This is a genomic window from Planococcus sp. TJ-201 (assembly GCF_058268495.1).
The window spans coordinates 289,378-306,587 of the sequence record NZ_JBZDOG010000001.1 but is presented as its reverse complement, the minus strand read 5'-3'; the positions used below and the strand labels follow the sequence as shown (position 1 = coordinate 306,587).

The following is a 17,210-nucleotide window of genomic DNA, read 5'->3' as shown; positions in this document are numbered from 1 at the left end:
CAAAATAAAGGTTAGGTCGATTTTCACGAAGCATGCACATGCTCGACTTAAAATAATCATAGAAATTCCATCTTCTTTTATCCTTCAACAATCGCAAGGTATTTCTTTAATTTGCCATCAATTTCGACGACTAATACATCAGTTCTTTCTTTGGTCGAAAAAATCTTGGTTCCAATCGGAAGTTTATTTGAAAACTCATTTTCAAAATTTGCATCCTTTTCGTTTTTCATTTTTATTTCGCCAAGTTGACTGTTTTTGGTTACTGTTAAATTATCAACCCATTCAATATTGGTTTTGTAAATTATTTCATCAAATTGAAAAATATCTGCATTTGGTTCTAACATTAGTACTTCTTCTGCACCAATACTTTTATTTGTATATACTGTGGTTGTATCTGATGTTGGTAGCGTATTGTTCGTACAACCTATATTGAGAAATGATGAAACTAAAATGAGAACAGAGAAAGATAATCGATTAATTTTCATTAAGCCACCTCCATATTATCAACACGGTAATTAGACGTATGTTTTATAGAAACGTTGTATCATATCATTAATTTGTTGAGAAAATATAAAGTAAAAAAAAGCACTCCGAGGAGTGCTTTTTACTTGATGTGCGCCGGTATCGTTGCAGCCGGTAACTGGTGTATTTCTTGCTACTTGGGTGTCAGCAATCCGTAGTTCATTAAAAATTCTGCGACGGTTTCTTCGTATTCTTCCGGGTTTTTATTAAATGACTGTGCGTGTGCACCTTCAGCAAACAGCTTGAATTCTTTGGGTCCTTGCTTCAGTGCATAAAGCTCTTCGCTCATTTTGGGCAGAACAAATTCATCATTGGCACTGTGGATAAACAGTACGGGTTTTTCAATGTTTTTGACGATTTCCCTTGGCGATACGGTGGAGATGGAATAGCCATCCCGCAACTTCATGAACAAACTGGCCAGCCGTAAAGCCAATGTTGTGCGCAGCGGAGTGGTCGTTTTCATCACGTGCAGCACTTGTTCGTAAATATCGGAGTAGGCACAATCGGAAATATAAAAATCTGCGGTATCTTCCATGCCAGCATAAAGAAGCGTTGTCGCAGCACCCATCGATTCGCCGTGGATGCCGAAAAATAAGTCCTTTCCGATATGCATTTTTAAAGCTTGGACAACAGCCTTTAAATCAATTTTTTCAAAATGCCCAAAGCTGGTCGTTTTTCCGCCGGAGTCGCCATGGCGCCGGTGGTCGTAGACGACCGAATTAAACCCAAGCCGCTCGAACATCCGTGCAAATTTGAACGAATTGACTTTGGTTTCAGTTACGCCGTGGCAGATGATGACATAGCGATTTGTGTCATGCGGCTCCAGGAAAATAGCTTTGATCGGGTAGCCGTTTTCCGATTCGATCCACTGCTCGGTTTTGGGGACATTGGCGTACCAAACTTCGTCATACCGTTTGGCACTGGTTTCTCGTTCGAGGATGAGCTGTTCGTCTTTTTTCTTTACATACATCAGCCGGTTGCTGGCGATAAAACCCGCAATGGTGGTCGCGGCCGTTAAAATGCTGGAAACAATAGCGGAGGTCCAGAGTAGTTTTTTCTTCATGCTGTATTCTCCTTATGCTTGGTTTTTGTACAGCGTATACATGCCGGTAGCAATCGGATTTGTCACATGCGGCTCAATTTTATCAATAGCCTGGCATAAAAGGTCCAAATCGATGCCAGTCTGGACATCCATCCGGTGAAGCATGTTGACGACATCTTCTGTTGCGACATTGCCGGTCGCACCAGGCGCAAACGGACATCCGCCAAGACCTCCTGCAGAAGCATCAAAACGGGTAACACCCGCTTGCAAAGCTGCGGTGATATTGGCAAGTGCCATTCTGCGGGTATCGTGGAAATGCGCAGTCATCAGCACTCCCGGAAAAGCTTCGATCAGCTGAGAAAATAATTCATAGCTTTCTTTCGGATTCGCCATGCCAATTGTATCCGCAACGCTCAACTCATCGACACCCCAATCGACAAACTGGCGGCAAAGTGCGATGGTGGCTGCCGGTGAGACAGCCCCTTCAAACGGACAGTAAAATGCTGTTGAAATGCAGGCGCGCACAAAAACACCTTGATCCTTCAAGTTGAGGATCAGCGGCTTTAAAGCTGCCATGCTTTCTTCTGTGGTTTTATTGATATTTTTTTTATTAAAGCTATTGGAAACGCCTACAAATACGGCAAGTGACTGGGCATCCGCTTCACGTGCTGCAGCAATGCCGCGTTCATTCGGCGTCAGCACAAATTGGCGCCCGAGTTTTTCTGTCTTTGCGACGATTTCCTTGGCATCGGCCATTTGCGGCACCCATTTTGGCGATACAAAGGACGTTAACTCCATTTCTTGAATGCCGGCTTTTTGCAAAGCGGCTATAAAGTCAAGTTTGTTTTCGGTTTTGACAAGTTTCCCCTCATTTTGCAGGCCATCGCGTGGACCCACCTCGATAATCGTTGCATTTTTTGGTAAACTGAACATAGTATCCCCCCTGCTTTCCATTGTATAGAGGGAAGGGATAAAAGAGCAACTGGCAAACAATCAACCAAGGGGGAAAAGTTCATGTCACAGGAAATCGTTATTGTAAGCGCTGTCCGTACAGCGGTAGGTTCATTCCAAGGAGCACTTAAGGATGTGCCGGCTACACAACTAGGGGCGATCGTTATTAAAGAAGCCATTGAACGCGCAGGCGTTCAACCCGACCAGGTCTCTGAAGTCATTATGGGGAATGTACTTCAGGCAGGGCTTGGCCAAAACCCGGCGCGGCAGGCGTCCATCCACGCGGGGCTGCCGGAAACCGTCCCGGCTATGACCATCAATAAAGTATGCGGCTCTGGATTAAAGTCAATTCAGTTGGCATACCAGGCGATTTATTCTGGAGATGCAGAAATTGTCGTGGCAGGCGGAATGGAAAACATGAGCCGTGCGCCTTACTTAATGGAAAATGCACGCAGCGGTTTCCGCATGGGAGACCAAAAAGTGGTCGACAGCATGCTGGTTGACGGATTAACTTGTGCTTTCAACAATTACCATATGGGTGTGACAGCGGAGAATTTATGCGACCGTTACGATATCACACGAGAAGAACAGGACAAGTTTGCCGCTCGTTCACAGGCTCGTGCTACTGCGGCACTGGAATCCGGCAGATTTGATGACGAAATCGTGCCTGTGGAAATTCCGCAGCGCAAAGGTGATCCAGTCGTCTTTAAGACAGACGAGTACGTCAAAAGCGATTCAAACGAAGCGCGCCTTGGGAAGCTGCGTCCAGCTTTCAAAAAAGACGGCAGTGTAACCGCAGGAAACGCATCGGGCATCAATGACGGCGCAGCAGCAGTTGTGGTCATGTCAAAAGCAAAAGCGGATGAACTGGGCTTAACACCGCTTGCGACAGTCGTAGCGAACGGCAATGCTGGGGTTGATCCGGCTGTAATGGGCATCGGACCTGTGCAGGCAGTGAAAAATGCTTTGAAAAAAGCTGACATGTCACTCGGGGACATCGAGTTGATCGAAGCAAATGAAGCGTTTGCGGCGCAATCCATTGCGGTCGACCGTGAACTGAAATTCAACCACGACATTTTGAATGTCAACGGAGGCGCCATTGCCATTGGCCATCCAATCGGAGCAAGTGGAACGCGTATTTTTGTTACTTTGCTGCATGAAATGATCAAACGCGATGCCAAAACCGGCTTGGCGACGCTGTGCATCGGCGGCGGGCAAGGCATTGCAACTGTTATTAAACGTTCGTAAGGAGAGAAGATCTATGGCCAAAAGAAAAGAAGAGTCCAATAGTGTTTTGTCTGAAGACGTATTGGCAAAACTGAAACAAACAAAAAAAGACCTGCTGAAAGAAGAACAAAAGCAGGCAGAAGAAAAAGAAGCGCAGCGCTTGTTTGAACGCAAAGAGCGTGAAAAAAACTTGTCGTTCGCGGAATTGCTTGAGCGCCACGGAGATAAAGGGAATAAATTTTAGTCGAATCGATTAACGTGCAATAAAATAGCCAGTCCCTGTTTTTTCAGGGGCTGGCTATTTCTGCTTTATCGAATTTTTAGGTTAAAAAATGTTGCTATTTCTTGATACAGTTCTTCTACCGGTTTTGAACTGTCGAGTTTCAAAACGGGGCTTTGGGATACTTCCAGTTCATGCATGTGGGACACATATGTACCAACTAAGGTTTTATCTGTTGCCAAGTGATAAGTTTTACACCATTCGATAAACTCATTGGTCGGCTTGCCGGAAGTGTCTTGCCACATGGTGCTGGTATTCCCGCGTTCAGTTTCTCGTTCGAGCAGGCGTTTCATTCGCATATTTTCCTCAAGTTCCAGAAAAACAAAAAGTTCCCGGTTGCTGAACCCTTCTTTGCACCACGAAAAAACCGAACCTGACACGGCGTAGCGGTCTGTGGATTGCATATCTTTCTTATAAAGTTCCATCCGTTTTTCTACTGGGTGATTTTCAGTGAAAGAGCTGTCTTTCCAAAGATAGCGATCTGTGTCAATCCATAGACATTCAGCTTTTTCGCTAATGTATTTCGCTAACGTACTTTTGCCTGTGCCGGAAGCACCAATGATTTGGACTTTCATTTTTATCCTCCTAGATTAAGTAAATATAAAAAGAAACTGCGTTTTATTTTTTTATAGCAGTAGACGAGAATCTTGATTTTAGCACAAGCGACAGCGCGAAAATAACAAATGCCAGGCAGGCTGAAAAGACGAGTGCTGTCTGTTCTCCGAAATGCTCGATGATATAAGTATAAACGATGGGTGAAATGGCAGACAACAGGAAACCGGGCACCAGCAGTTTGCCGACAAGCGTTCCATAAGTTGCATGATCAAACAGCACGAGCGGCAAAGTCCCGCGGCTAATCGTCATAAGGCCATTGCCTGCGCCGAATAGAAAAGCAAATAACAGGGCAGCCGTGAGAAACTGGCCGCTGAAAAGACCGATGCCAAAACCAAGCGGCAAAAGCACGGAAGCAAGAATGGTTAAAGAAGTCGGATGCAGGCGAGCACCGAATAGGACTTCACAGACCCGTGCCAAAGATTGTCCGATTCCTCTAAACGTGGAAATCCAAACCGAAAGCGCGGCAGTTAGCCCAAGCCCTGTGAGAAGTGTAATCATGTGAGTAGACAGTGCAGAATTCAAAAAGTTTAACAAAGTAAAGATCAAGGCATACAAACTTCTTGCGATCCACTGCTCTCTCGCTGTCGTTTCGGAAGGGGGGAAGAAATCCATCCTTTTAGAGTCAGTTGCCATTTTATGATCGCTAAGGCGGTTGGAGGGAATTGATAGATGAAGAGGGATGGTCAACAAGGCGAAAAGCGCATAGATCAATAAAGCTATCCGCCAGCCGAACATTTCGGTTAAATAGAAGCCGACTGGCCAAAAAATGGTTGAAGCAAGTCCGCCTAAAAGCGTAATTTGCGAGATAGGGCGCTTTGCATGAATGCCTCCTATTCGTGCCAATGCCGCAAATGCTGCATCGTACAGGCATAAGCGCATGGCAAATCCCAACAGGATCCAAGACAAATAATACACTTCAATCGAATACGCCAAGGCAATGCCCCCGCAGCCAAGAGCCAGCAACACCGACCCACAAGTCATCACTCGTTTCCCTCCAAACCGGTCAATCAATTGGCCGGTCAGCGGAGATGTTATGCCCATGACAATCAGTGCAGCTGAAAAGCCCCCATAAACTATAGGTTCGCTCCAGTTAAGATCTTCGGCAATCCGTGTGCCAAAAGCAGCAATCAAGTAATAGGAAATTCCCCAACAGATGAGTTGGGAGAGGCCAAGTGAAATGACGGTGCGGCGGGTAATCATGCATACACCTCCTTGCAAAATGTGGGGAATCAATGATGGGTAGGAATAATTTCATTATAGTGTTTTATGGGATTTGGTGTTCAATTAAAATAAGATGATCCTCGCGGCCTCGTATTTTTCTTTGAATTACTTGATAGCTTAATCCATAAAGCCTCAAACTAAGTTGTTGAATATGATAAACACTTTTGAAAGACTTGAATCAATTTTATTGGAGGAATAATGAATAATTGAAGAAGTAGACTTCTTGTTCGATACCAAGATGCATATTTTTTCAGAATGAAAAATAAAAAAAGCCTAAATAAAAGTCAGAACTTTTGTGTCCGCCTGTATAGAAAGTTAGAATAAACATTGGTTAGATGTTATTGATTATTCCAAAGAGATGAGGCGAAATAGATTGGCTACAGAAAAAATGACGGCACTGGGTTTTTACAAACCCAACGCAACGACAGAAGCACCTAATTTCGAACGAGTGGAAATCGAACGCCCTAAAGCCACAGGCAGAAACATACTGGTTGAGGTAAAGGCTGTATCCGTTAATCCAACTGATTTAAAAACGCGCGACGGCAAGAAGGAAGACGATGCGTCGTTGACGATTGTTGGCCGCGACGCCGCTGGAGTAGTTGTAGAAGTGGGTGAAGAATGCAGTTTCTTCCAAGTAGGGGATGAAGTTTTCTATGCGGGAACGAGCAATATTCCAGGGAGTTTAAGTGATTTCCAATTGGTGGATGAGCGCATTGTTGGCAAAAAGCCGAAGAACATTGATTTTCCAGAAGCAGCAGCTTTGCCTTTAACGAGCATCACAGCTTGTGAAGCAATTTTTGACCGGTTGGGTGCTTCCCGCGAACCAGCTGACAACAAAGACAAAGTCATCTTAATTATCGGTGCGGCTGGTGGAGTAGGTTCAATTGCGACACAAATTGCAAAACTTGCCGGATTAACTGTAGTGGGCACAGCTTCACGTCCAGAATCCAAAGAATGGGCTGTGGACCATGGCGCCGATCACATCATCAATCACCACGAGGCATTTGGACCACAGCTGGAAGCTCTCGGATTTTCAGGAGTCCATTACATTTTCAGCTTAACGAATGTGGATGACCACATGGAAAATATGGCAAAAACCATCTTGCCGCAAGGGAAAATCTGTTCCATCCTTCCAGCTTTCAAACCGCTGCACTTGGAACTGTTTTCGAAATCGGTCACGTTCTCTTATGAACTGATGTATACTCGTTCTGTTTTCCAAACGGAAGACATGGTTTCACAGCACCACATCCTGACGCAAATTTCTGACTGGGTGGAAGAAGGAAAAATCCGCTCAACCATGACCAAGCACTTGTCGCCGCTGAATCCAGAGACATTGAAAGAAGCTTATGAAGACCTCTTGACTGCGCGCACAATTGGCAAGGTTGTCATTGAAGGACCGATCCAAAAATAAATTTATGCACGAATAGGCAGGCCGTACTCTTTGTTGAGTATGGCCTGCCTATTTTAGTGGTTCGGTTTTTAAGATAGAATCTTTTACGCCCGATGTTCCTGGTACATGTCCTGGCGCGTCAGTTTTTTTGCTTCGGCAATTTGTTCTGGTGATACTGGTGTGTTGTATGCATCAATGGTAGCTTTGATCTGCTCTGCAGAACTGGCACCTGCCACAACTGAACTGATGGTATCGTGATCGAGTACGCTATGCAAAGCTACTGCATGAAGATTGTCGTGAACCGCCAATAGTTTTTCCAGAACCGTTTTTAGTTCAGAATCACTATAGTTTAAGTAGCCACCCATTTTAGCTGCACGCTCGATTCCTTCGCCAGTCAATAATCCTTTTGCCAAAGACCCGCGCGTCACCACAGATTTGCCGGCTTGGCCAATGCTCTCCAGCAGTTCTTCCGGGCGGCGGTCCAACAGGCTGTATTGCATCATGATCGAGGCAATGTTCCCATTTTCCAAAAATCGTTTAATCACATTCGGGCGAATCGAAGAAATGCCATAAGCACGAATCAAGCCCTCTTTTTTCAACTCCTCAAAAGCTTCGATGGTTTCCTCCGAATCATCGGTGATCATGCCGCCGTGCAATTGATACAAATCGATATAGTCGGTTTGCAGGCGCTTTAGGCTCGCATGGATCTGCTCTTTAATATACGCCTTGGTTGGATTCCATTTGACTTCATCTGATCCAGTACTCCACTCGTTGCCCACCTTAGTGGCTAATACAATATCGTTTCGGCGATGTTTTAAAGCCTGGCCAACCACTTCTTCGTTTTTTCCTTTGTTGTACAAATCAGCCGTATCGAAATAATTGATGCCCTGCGCAATTGCTTCGTCGACAATAATGCCCGCTTCTTTGGCATCTGTTGGCAAAGACATGCAGCCCAGAGAGATTTCACTGACTTTGATTTCGCTGTTGCCTAATAACTTCTTTTTCATTTCTCCACCTCATTTAGTCTGTCGTTCCTTATATGGTATACTTTTCCTTAGAGAAACCACAAATGAAAAGAGGATTCCAATGAAAAAATTTGAAGAAAAAACCATTCACTCCGATCGTTTATACGAAGGTAAAATCATCAACTTGAAAGTTGATGAAGTATCGCTGCCAAACGGCCATACATCCAAGCGAGAATTGATCGAACATCCGGGAGCGGTTGCTATTATAGCCATCACGCCTGAAAATAAAATCATCCTGGTGGAACAATACCGGAAAGCACTGGAACGGTCTCTGGTAGAAATTCCTGCTGGAAAACTTGAGCCCGGAGAAGCACCTGAATATACGGCCATGCGTGAGCTGGAAGAAGAAACCGGCTACACTGCAGAAAAACTGGTCAAAATCCAAACGTTTGCGACCTCTCCGGGGTTTGCCAATGAAGTGGTTCATTTGTTTGCTGCTGAAGGCTTGAGCAAAGCAACAAATGGTGCGGTGCTGGATGATGATGAATTTGTGGATTTGATGGAAGTAACCATCGAAGAGGCAGAGCAGATGGTCATCGACGAAAAGATCTATGACGCCAAAACAGCATTTGCTGTGTTATGGGCAAAGCAGCGTTTTTCAATTGAGAATTGAAACGATTCTCTCTTTATAACAATTATAATTAAAGGTCGGATAGTATTGTTGTAATTGAGAACTCCCTTTTGATATAATAAAGGCAGTTTGAGGGAGGGCGTCGCATGGAAACCAGGATTGATCGGATCAAAAAGCAATTACACGCTGCGAGTTACAAATTGACGCCACAGCGTGAAGCGACAGTTCGAGTTTTGTTAGACCATGAAGAAGACCATTTAAGTGCAGAAGACGTCTATCTTTTGGTAAAAGATATTGCACCGGAAATCGGATTGGCAACTGTGTACCGTACACTAGAGCTTTTAACAGAATTAAAAATTGTCGATAAAATAAATTTTGGTGATGGCGTGTCGCGCTATGATTTGCGTCAAGAAGGTGCCGCACATTTCCATCACCACCTTGTATGCTTGGAATGTGGTGCAGTGGATGAAATACAGGAAGATCTTTTGGAAGATGTGGAAAATGTCGTAGAGAAACGCTGGAATTTCCAAATTAAAGACCACCGTCTTACTTTCCATGGCATCTGCTGGCGCTGCAACGACAGCAATTCTCAAAATCCATCAGAATAACGGATGCCAACAGGACGGCCCATATAGGCCGTCCTTTTTTCGTGGAAAAATGGCTGTACATTCAGGAATCGAGTAATGGGGTATTATGCAAAACATAAAGGAGGCAGACGTATGAACTTTGGCAAAGATGCACTCGACGATTACATTCATTTTCTGCGTGTTGAAAGGCAGCTTGCAGACAATACTTTGTCGTCCTATCAACGGGATCTGAAAGCATACTTGCACTATTTAAAAGAAGTAGAACAGCTGGAGTCTCTCAGCAAAGTCGAGCGGGTACATATATTGAACCATTTGCGCCATTTGAAAGAATCGGCGAATACGTCGCGGACAGTTGCACGCCATATTTCTTCTATTCGCTCTTTTCACCAATTTCTAATCCGTGAACGCATTGTTGAAACCGATCCTACCGTTCACTTGGAAATGCCTCAAATGGAGAAAAAGCTGCCGAATATTCTCTCTATCGAAGAAATAGATGCTTTGATGCAGGCCCCTGTCACCAATAAAGCCAATGGTTTGCGGGATCAGGCCATGCTGGAACTGTTATACGCCAGTGGCATGCGCATCAGCGAATGCATCAACTTGGATGTGGAGGATGTTCATTTAACAATGGGCTTTGTCCGCTGCACCGGCAAAGGCGGAAAAGAGCGGATTATACCTTTAGGAAAATCCGCACTCAAGTCGTGCCAGACCTATCTTGAAACAGGACGGTTGGAATTGCTGAAAAGTGGGGAGAAAACCGATGCCATGTTCATCAATCAACGCGGCAAACGATTGACCCGCCAAGGTTTTTGGAAACTGCTCAAGCAGCACGCCCAAAAAGCCGGAATTCAAAAAGAATTAACGCCGCATACTTTGCGCCATTCTTTCGCTACACATTTGCTGGAAAATGGTGCAGACATTCGGGCAGTGCAGGAAATGTTGGGCCATGCAGACATTTCTACCACACAAATTTATACACATGTGAGCAAAACTCGCTTGAAAGATGTTTATTCTCAATTTCATCCACGTGCTTAGAAAAGGTCTGACTTCCGACAAGGGGGCAGTATGTGGTAAGATAAAAGCGAAAATAAGGAGGAAGACTTATGACAAACAAAGCTTTTAAACGTGTACATTTAGTAGTATTGGATTCAGTGGGAATCGGTGAAGCACCGGACGCTGAAGCATTTGGAGATACAGGATCAAACACACTTGGCCATACGGCAGATGCGGTAGGCGGGTTAAACATGCCGAACATGGAAAAACTCGGACTTGCCAACATCGTTCCTGTGAAAGGGCTTGCAAAAACAGCTTCTCCGGCAGCTTATTACGGCAAACTTCAAGAAGCTTCGGTTGGAAAAGACACCATGACAGGGCATTGGGAGATCATGGGCTTGAACATTGATACACCTTTCAAAGTGTACCCAGACGGTTTTCCGGAAGCGTTAATTCAGCAGCTGGAAGAAAAAACGGGACGCAAAGTTTTAGGCAACAAACCGGCGAGCGGCACTGAAATCCTGGACGAGCTTGGGCAGCAGCACATGGAGACCGGAGCGCTTATCGTTTACACATCGGCTGATCCAGTTTTGCAGATTGCGGCTCATGAAGAAATTATTCCGTTAGAAGAACTTTACCGCATTTGCGAAATTGCGCGTGAGTTGACTTTGGAGCCGGAATACTTAGTGGGTCGAGTGATAGCGCGTCCGTTCCTCGGACAGCCTGGAGCATTCAAGCGCACAACCAATCGCCACGACTATGCGTTGGCACCATTCGGGCGGACTGTTATGAATGAGTTAAAAGATGGCGGAAAAGACGTGATTGCCATTGGGAAAATTGATGATATTTATAACGGTGCAGGCGTCACCAAATCGTTGCGCACAAAAGACAATATGGATGGCATGGATAAACTCGTTCAAGTTGCCGGTGAAGATTTTCAAGGACTGAGCTTTTTGAATTTGGTGGACTTTGATGCACTTTATGGCCATCGCAGAGATCCACAAGGGTATGGAGATGCACTGGAAGCGTTTGATGCACGCTTGCCTGAAGTACTGGAACAAATGCAAGAAGATGACTTGTTGATCATTACAGCAGATCACGGCAACGACCCGACCTTCCCAGGTACGGATCATACCCGTGAATATGTGCCGCTTTTGGCGTATTCTCCGCGATTTACAGGCGGTGAGCAATTGGACACAGGCAAAACATTCTCGGACATTGGCGCAACGATTGCTGAGAATTTTTCAGTCGCGATGCCTCAATTCGGTAAGAGTTTTTTAGCACGTTTAACTAATAAATAATGAATTTCTACAATAAATAAATCCAATAGGCTTTTAATTGATTTCTTTAGAAACTAACCTAAAAAGGCGGTAGAATTTATGAGAATGGTAGATTTGATTGAAAAGAAAAGAGACGGCGATGAATTAACAACTAAGGAAATCAAGTTCGTTATCACCGGGTACACAAACGGCGACATCGCAGATTACCAGATGAGCGCATTTCTGATGGCAGTTTATTTCCAAAATATGACTGAGCGTGAACGTGCTGACCTGACAATGGCTATGGCTGAATCGGGCGACCAAATTGACTTATCAGCAATTGAAGGCATTAAAGTAGATAAGCATTCTACCGGCGGTGTTGGCGACACAACAACTCTTGTACTTGGACCATTAGTCGCAGCATGCGGCGTTCCAGTTGCTAAAATGAGCGGACGCGGTCTTGGCCACACTGGCGGAACAATTGATAAATTAGAAGCAATTGATGGTTTCCATGTAGAGTTGTCAACAGCCGATTTCATCAAACAAGTGAATGACCATAAACTCGCAGTGATTGGCCAAAGCGGCAATTTAACCCCTGCGGATAAAAAGATGTATGCACTGCGTGACGTAACAGGAACGGTCAACAGCATCCCCTTGATTGCTAGCTCGATCATGAGCAAAAAAATTGCAGCTGGAGCGGACGCAATCGTCTTGGATGTAAAAACAGGCGAAGGTGCCTTTATGAAGACACCGGAAGATGCCAAGGAATTGGCACATGCGATGGTCGGCATTGGCAACGCGACAGGCAGAAAAACCATGGCCATTATTTCAGACATGAGCCAGCCTTTAGGCTTCGCGATTGGCAACGCATTAGAAGTCAAAGAAGCGATTGAAACTTTGCAAGGCAAAGGACCGGAAGACTTGACGGAACTGTGCATGGTACTCGGCAGCCAAATGGTTGTGGTCGGCGGCAAAGCAGAAACACTTGAAGAAGCGCGCACCATGCTTGAAAATGTTATTGAAAATGGACAGGCATTGGAATTTTTTAAGCAATTTATAGCAGACCAAGGCGGCAATCCCGCAGTGGTAGACGATGTCACATTATTGCCACAAGCTGAGTTTGTTACAGAAGTGCCATCTAAAGAAGAGGGCTATATTTCCTTTATGGAAGCAGATGAAATTGGAACCGCAGCAATGGTGCTCGGCGCAGGCAGAGCAACAAAAGAATCCCAAATCGATTTGGCTGTCGGCATCGTACTCCACAAAAAAGTAGGCGATTTCGTGAAAGCCGGCGAGTCAATCGCAACGATTTATTCCAATACACAAGAACTCGCAGAATGTTCTAAAATGATATATAATAGTATCGAATATACAAGTGAACCGGTTGAAAAAATCAAGCTGATTTCAGCTTTGATCACCGATTGACAAAAAATCTTGCTGGGTGGCTGCTCAGCAAGATTTTTCAATACATACACCATCAGGAGGGGCTTTTATTGCATTTATACGGTACACAAACAATCAATGAGCAGGGCCATTTAACAATTGGCGGAACCGATTCGGTGGAATTGGCGAAAACATACGGCACGCCGCTGTACGTCTACGACATTCAATTATTCAGAGACCGCGCCAGAGCGTTTCAGCAAACCTTTGAACAAGCAGAAATTGGCTATCAGGTTGCTTATGCTAGTAAAGCATTTTCAACCATTGCCATTTACCAGGTAGCGGCAGAAGAAAACTTGTCACTGGATGTGGTTTCTGCAGGCGAATTGTATACAGCAGTGAAAGCTGGATTTCCGGTTGAAAAGATTCATTTTCACGGCAACAACAAAAGCCTTGAAGAGTTGCAAATGGCATTTGAAGTGGGAATTGGCTGCATCGTAGTTGATAATTTCTATGAAATCAGCTTGTTAAAGCAACTTTCCGAGCAATCCAAACAATCGATGAATATTTTGTTGCGTGTCACTCCTGGAATTGAAGCTCACACACATGATTACATCACGACTGGTCAGGAAGATTCAAAATTTGGTTTTGATTTGAAAAATGGCCAGGCCGATCAAGCTTTTCAACAAACCTATAATCACGACTATTTAAAACTCATGGGTCTTCATTGCCATATCGGCTCTCAAATTTTTGATACAGGCGCATTTCAATTGGCAGCTGAAAAACTGATTCAGAAAATGGCTTATTGGAAAGAAGAAACCGGCTATACTTGTCCGGTATTGAATCTTGGAGGAGGATTTGGGATCCGCTATACAGAGGAGGACCAGCCGCTTGAACCTGCTGTCTATGTAGAGCAGATGATTCAAACAGTCCAGGAGACTTCCGAAGCTTCCAACTATCCGCTTCCTGAAATTTGGATCGAACCAGGCCGTTCGTTGATTGGCGATGCGGGAACGACACTTTACACAATTGGCTCAACGAAGGAAGTTCCAGGCACCCGCAACTATGCGGCGGTAGACGGAGGCATGTCGGACAACATCCGTCCAGCCTTATACGGCGCAAAATACAGCTCGTTGCTTGCCAATAAAGCAAGTGTTGCAGCAACGGAACAGTATACCATTGCAGGGAAATGCTGCGAATCAGGGGACAAACTGATCGAAGAGGCACAACTGCCTGCTGTAGAATCGGGAGATCTATTGAGTGTTTTCTGTACAGGCGCTTATGGGTATTCGATGGCGAGCAACTACAACCGCATTGCGCGCCCGGCAGTAGTATTCGTAGAAAATGGTGCACACCAGCTTGTCGTGAAGCGTGAAACGAATGATGATTTAATCAAACAGGACTTGAGTTATTCCCAAAAGGCTGTTCAAAAATGAAAAAAGCGAATTTGATTTTGCTGCTTTTCATCTTAGCAATGGCGATTGCTTGGGGATTTGTGTATTGGATCTTTTTCGCAGAAAATGTCACTGGTGGCTGATAAACGCTCTCTTGAGTTATTAGGTGAACTATAGTAGTATGGATAAAGCCGCTTTTAGACGAAAATGAGGGATTTAATTATGTTATTCAGATATAAGAAATCATTCGAAAAAATCGCTATGGGGCTGATGTCATTTATGCCGAAAGAGCGAGAATTGAAGAAACTGCAGCAAACGATGCATATCTATGAAGAAAATCCGGATTGGCAATTATTCCTTTGGAAAAAAGAGGATGATTTCGTCGGGTTATTAGGTGTGGAAGTTGGCGAAGCGTCTTATACGATCCACCATCTATCGGTGAACCCTTCCCATCGCGGTGAAGGAATTGGGCACGAAATGGTGGACAAAATTCAGGATATTATGCAGGATCGACAGATGCTTGCAACAGAAGAAACCGAAGCGTTTCTTAAGAAATGCCCAGTAAAAAAAGGCGACCTTTAATTTAAAGGTTCCGCCTTTTTTTTTGTTCGCGCAAACTGATGATGGAAGAACGGTCGCGCAGCCGGTGTTTGTGCATTAAATAATAAGGGTCTTGCTCGATCAAGGGAAGTCCGGAGTAATAAGATTCCACTGCCTGTTTCAGTTCTTCTGAAACAATCGGAATTTCCTGGATGAAAAACGGCTTCCGTTCCGTAACAGCATCGATCGAAGTAGTTAAAATGCCGATCAGCTTGTCGTGGTCGAATCCTTCTACCCAAATGCCGCCAGAAGCCAATTTGACCTTCGCACGGATAAAAGAGCGCAAGGCTCCCGGATAATTGCTTCTTCGCCAATGGTACATGCCCACAGCCAATTGAATCCAGCCGGTAAGAGGATGCATTTTATCTTTCGGTGCAACCATTTTCCAGTAGTCTTCGCCAACTTCATGGCATTCAAAATAATCTTTTTCTTTATTAAAATTAACAATGTATTGAATAAACAGCGGATGATGAAGTGGATGCATTTTGATCCCCTTTCTACTATAATAAGTGTAACTGCCCATTAATGGGGATGAATGAGTAATTTAACAGTCAGGTGGTACAATCATGTCATACGAAGTAAAAGTGGAGGCCTTTGAAGGTCCTCTTGATTTATTATTGCATTTAATCCACCGTTTGGAAATTGATATTTACGATATTCCTGTTTCACAGATTACTTCACAGTATATGGAACACATACGAGCGATGCAAGTCCTGGAACTAAATGAGGCTAGCGAATACCTCGTCATGGCAGCCACGCTGCTGGCGATTAAAAGCAAGACCTTGTTGCCGGTCCACGAAGGCGAAATGGATGAAATAGATTACGAGCTGGATGAGCTCGATCCGCGTGAAGAGTTGGTGTCGCGTCTCGTAGAGTACAGAAAGTACAAGGATGCCTCGATAAATTTAAAAGAACTGGAAAGCAAGCGATCGTTTATCTATACAAAAGCTCCCATGGATTTATCGGGAATTCAGTCCGCCATTCCGTACGATCAAGTCGATCTCGAAGTAAACGCCTACGACATGCTTGGGGCATTCCAAAAAATGCTTCGCCGGAAGCAGCTAAAGGCGCCTTTGTCTGCACGAATTGCCAGGCAAGAGATTTCCATCAAACACCAAATGACGTCAATCGTAAACCAATTAAAATTGTCCAAAGGGCGGACATCTTTCAGCAGCCTGTTTCCTTCGGATGACAAAACCGTATTGGTGGTGTCGTTTTTGTCAATTTTAGAATTAATGAAACGGCAAGTGATTGCGGTGGAGCAGGAAACAAACTTCACCGATTTAATGGTGGAACTTAGAAAGGACAAGTGGGAATATGAAGACGAATCTTTCCAGTAAAATAGAAGCGCTGCTTTTTGTGGCAGGGGATGATGGCTTAACGCTAAAGCAACTTCAGTTTTTAACGGAAACAGATAGCGAAAACTTGCACGCTGGTTTAAAAGAATTGGAAGTACGTTATTCGGATTCTGTAAGCGGGATCTGCCTCAAGGAACTGGCGGGTGTTTTTCAGTTGGTGACCAAACAGGAAGTGGCTGAAACCATTCAAAAACTGGTGGAAAATCCGACTGTGCAGGCATTGTCACAAGCCTCATTGGAAGTTTTGGCCATCATCGCTTACAAGCAGCCCATTACACGAGTGGAAGTGGAAGACCTGCGCGGTGTGAAAAGCGAAAAAGCATTGCATACTCTTGCCGCTAAAGGATTGGTGCAGGAAGCAGGGCGTGTCGAAGGAACTGGCCGCGCTATTTTATACGCCACGACAAAAGAGTTTTTAAATTACTTTGGTTTGAAAAATCTGGACGAGCTCCCGCCATTGCTCGAAGAAATGGAGAACGATGTGGATGAAGAAGCAGATCTTTTTATGACCAACTTTCAACAAACATTCAAAGAAGAAGTAAAAGTATAATGCATTTTAAGGAAGGCTGCGCTATTGACAGTCTTCTTTTCTTTTGAGCTTAGTGCTTCCGCTTTCGAAAGAAATGTGACATAATTCCGAGAGGAACGAACGGCATATCGAGTAATTGTAATACATTTGCAGTGCTTGGCAGGAACGGCCCAAACGGACAATTGTGCGTTTCGGTCTGCCTGCTGCAGTGTTCAGCCTTTGGTTGGACGAGCGCGTACGCTTTTCGAAAAAAATACTAATGAGGT

At 44.5% G+C, this 17,210-nt stretch carries 19 protein-coding genes; 12 read left to right on the top strand and 7 right to left on the bottom strand.

Annotation, left to right across the window (positions count from 1 at the left end):
- Nucleotides 1-77: 77 nt before the first annotated feature.
- The 3 genes from AC4EG4_RS01675 to AC4EG4_RS01665 form a co-directional block, all read right to left on the bottom strand.
- A complete protein-coding gene (locus AC4EG4_RS01675) occupies nucleotides 78-485 on the bottom strand; it encodes a hypothetical protein (RefSeq protein WP_490986756.1) in 408 nt (135 codons plus the stop codon).
- A gap of 170 nt (nucleotides 486-655) precedes the next feature.
- A complete protein-coding gene (locus AC4EG4_RS01670) occupies nucleotides 656-1,585 on the bottom strand; it encodes an alpha/beta hydrolase (RefSeq protein WP_490986755.1) in 930 nt (309 codons plus the stop codon).
- A 12-nt stretch (nucleotides 1,586-1,597) separates the two neighbouring features.
- Nucleotides 1,598-2,497, bottom strand: coding sequence for a hydroxymethylglutaryl-CoA lyase (locus AC4EG4_RS01665; RefSeq protein ID WP_490986754.1), 900 nt, complete (start codon nucleotides 2,495-2,497; stop codon nucleotides 1,598-1,600).
- Between the two features lie 81 nt (nucleotides 2,498-2,578).
- Between AC4EG4_RS01665 and AC4EG4_RS01660 the strand changes: the two genes are divergently transcribed.
- Together AC4EG4_RS01660 and AC4EG4_RS01655 are read left to right on the top strand one after the other, a co-directional pair.
- Nucleotides 2,579-3,763 carry an acetyl-CoA C-acetyltransferase gene (locus tag AC4EG4_RS01660; RefSeq protein ID WP_490986753.1) on the top strand — a complete coding sequence of 395 codons (1,185 nt, stop codon included), beginning with the start codon at nucleotides 2,579-2,581 and terminating at the stop codon, nucleotides 3,761-3,763.
- A 13-nt stretch (nucleotides 3,764-3,776) separates the two neighbouring features.
- Complete coding sequence (locus AC4EG4_RS01655; protein ID WP_490978019.1) at nucleotides 3,777-3,986, top strand: DUF3886 domain-containing protein; 210 nt, start codon at nucleotides 3,777-3,779, stop codon at nucleotides 3,984-3,986.
- Nucleotides 3,987-4,051: 65 nt separating this feature from the next.
- On the opposite strand, the gene AC4EG4_RS01650 is transcribed toward AC4EG4_RS01655, so the two are convergent.
- Entirely contained in the window at nucleotides 4,052-4,597 is a 546-nt protein-coding gene (locus AC4EG4_RS01650; RefSeq protein WP_490978020.1) for an AAA family ATPase, read from the bottom strand.
- 43 nt (nucleotides 4,598-4,640) lie between these two features.
- On the bottom strand, nucleotides 4,641-5,837 hold the full coding sequence (locus tag AC4EG4_RS01645; protein WP_490978021.1) for an MFS transporter: 1,197 nt from the start codon (nucleotides 5,835-5,837) through the stop codon (nucleotides 4,641-4,643).
- 394 nt (nucleotides 5,838-6,231) lie between these two features.
- Between AC4EG4_RS01645 and AC4EG4_RS01640 the strand changes: the two genes are divergently transcribed.
- Nucleotides 6,232-7,269 (top strand): zinc-binding alcohol dehydrogenase family protein, encoded by a 1,038-nt coding sequence (locus AC4EG4_RS01640; RefSeq protein ID WP_490978022.1) that lies wholly within the window; start codon nucleotides 6,232-6,234, stop codon nucleotides 7,267-7,269.
- 83 nt (nucleotides 7,270-7,352) lie between these two features.
- Here AC4EG4_RS01640 and AC4EG4_RS01635 read toward each other — a convergent pair whose 3' ends face one another.
- Nucleotides 7,353-8,255: an aldo/keto reductase gene (locus AC4EG4_RS01635; RefSeq protein ID WP_490986752.1), complete on the bottom strand. Its 903-nt coding sequence runs from the start codon at nucleotides 8,253-8,255 to the stop codon at nucleotides 7,353-7,355.
- Nucleotides 8,256-8,334: 79 nt separating this feature from the next.
- Between AC4EG4_RS01635 and AC4EG4_RS01630 the strand changes: the two genes are divergently transcribed.
- The 7 genes from AC4EG4_RS01630 (at nucleotide 8,335) to AC4EG4_RS01600 (ending at nucleotide 15,039) form a co-directional block, all read left to right on the top strand.
- Nucleotides 8,335-8,886 carry an NUDIX domain-containing protein gene (locus AC4EG4_RS01630; RefSeq protein ID WP_490986751.1) on the top strand — a complete coding sequence of 184 codons (552 nt, stop codon included), beginning with the start codon at nucleotides 8,335-8,337 and terminating at the stop codon, nucleotides 8,884-8,886.
- A 104-nt stretch (nucleotides 8,887-8,990) separates the two neighbouring features.
- The gene (gene fur / locus AC4EG4_RS01625; protein ID WP_490978025.1) at nucleotides 8,991-9,452 is read left to right on the top strand and encodes a ferric iron uptake transcriptional regulator; all 462 of its coding nucleotides are present in this window, start codon (nucleotides 8,991-8,993) and stop codon (nucleotides 9,450-9,452) included.
- A 111-nt stretch (nucleotides 9,453-9,563) separates the two neighbouring features.
- Nucleotides 9,564-10,466, top strand: coding sequence for a site-specific tyrosine recombinase XerD (gene xerD, locus AC4EG4_RS01620; protein ID WP_490978026.1), 903 nt, complete (start codon nucleotides 9,564-9,566; stop codon nucleotides 10,464-10,466).
- A gap of 68 nt (nucleotides 10,467-10,534) precedes the next feature.
- A complete protein-coding gene (gene deoB / locus AC4EG4_RS01615) occupies nucleotides 10,535-11,725 on the top strand; it encodes a phosphopentomutase (protein ID WP_490986750.1) in 1,191 nt (396 codons plus the stop codon).
- A 78-nt stretch (nucleotides 11,726-11,803) separates the two neighbouring features.
- Nucleotides 11,804-13,108 (top strand): pyrimidine-nucleoside phosphorylase, encoded by a 1,305-nt coding sequence (locus AC4EG4_RS01610; protein WP_490986749.1) that lies wholly within the window; start codon nucleotides 11,804-11,806, stop codon nucleotides 13,106-13,108.
- A gap of 68 nt (nucleotides 13,109-13,176) precedes the next feature.
- Nucleotides 13,177-14,499 carry a diaminopimelate decarboxylase gene (gene lysA, locus AC4EG4_RS01605; RefSeq protein WP_490986748.1) on the top strand — a complete coding sequence of 441 codons (1,323 nt, stop codon included), beginning with the start codon at nucleotides 13,177-13,179 and terminating at the stop codon, nucleotides 14,497-14,499.
- 180 nt (nucleotides 14,500-14,679) lie between these two features.
- On the top strand, nucleotides 14,680-15,039 hold the full coding sequence (locus AC4EG4_RS01600) for a GNAT family N-acetyltransferase (RefSeq protein WP_490986747.1): 360 nt from the start codon (nucleotides 14,680-14,682) through the stop codon (nucleotides 15,037-15,039).
- Between the two features lies 1 nt (nucleotide 15,040).
- On the opposite strand, the gene AC4EG4_RS01595 is transcribed toward AC4EG4_RS01600, so the two are convergent.
- Nucleotides 15,041-15,541, bottom strand: coding sequence for a DUF309 domain-containing protein (locus AC4EG4_RS01595; RefSeq protein ID WP_490986746.1), 501 nt, complete (start codon nucleotides 15,539-15,541; stop codon nucleotides 15,041-15,043).
- 82 nt (nucleotides 15,542-15,623) lie between these two features.
- On the opposite strand from AC4EG4_RS01595, the gene AC4EG4_RS01590 reads away from it, so the two are divergent.
- On the top strand, nucleotides 15,624-16,397 hold the full coding sequence (locus AC4EG4_RS01590) for a segregation/condensation protein A (RefSeq protein ID WP_490986745.1): 774 nt from the start codon (nucleotides 15,624-15,626) through the stop codon (nucleotides 16,395-16,397).
- The gene (scpB, locus tag AC4EG4_RS01585) at nucleotides 16,375-16,965 is read left to right on the top strand and encodes an SMC-Scp complex subunit ScpB (protein ID WP_490986744.1); all 591 of its coding nucleotides are present in this window, start codon (nucleotides 16,375-16,377) and stop codon (nucleotides 16,963-16,965) included. Before AC4EG4_RS01590 ends, scpB begins: the two co-directional genes overlap by 23 nt.
- The last annotated feature ends 245 nt before the right edge of the window (nucleotides 16,966-17,210 follow it).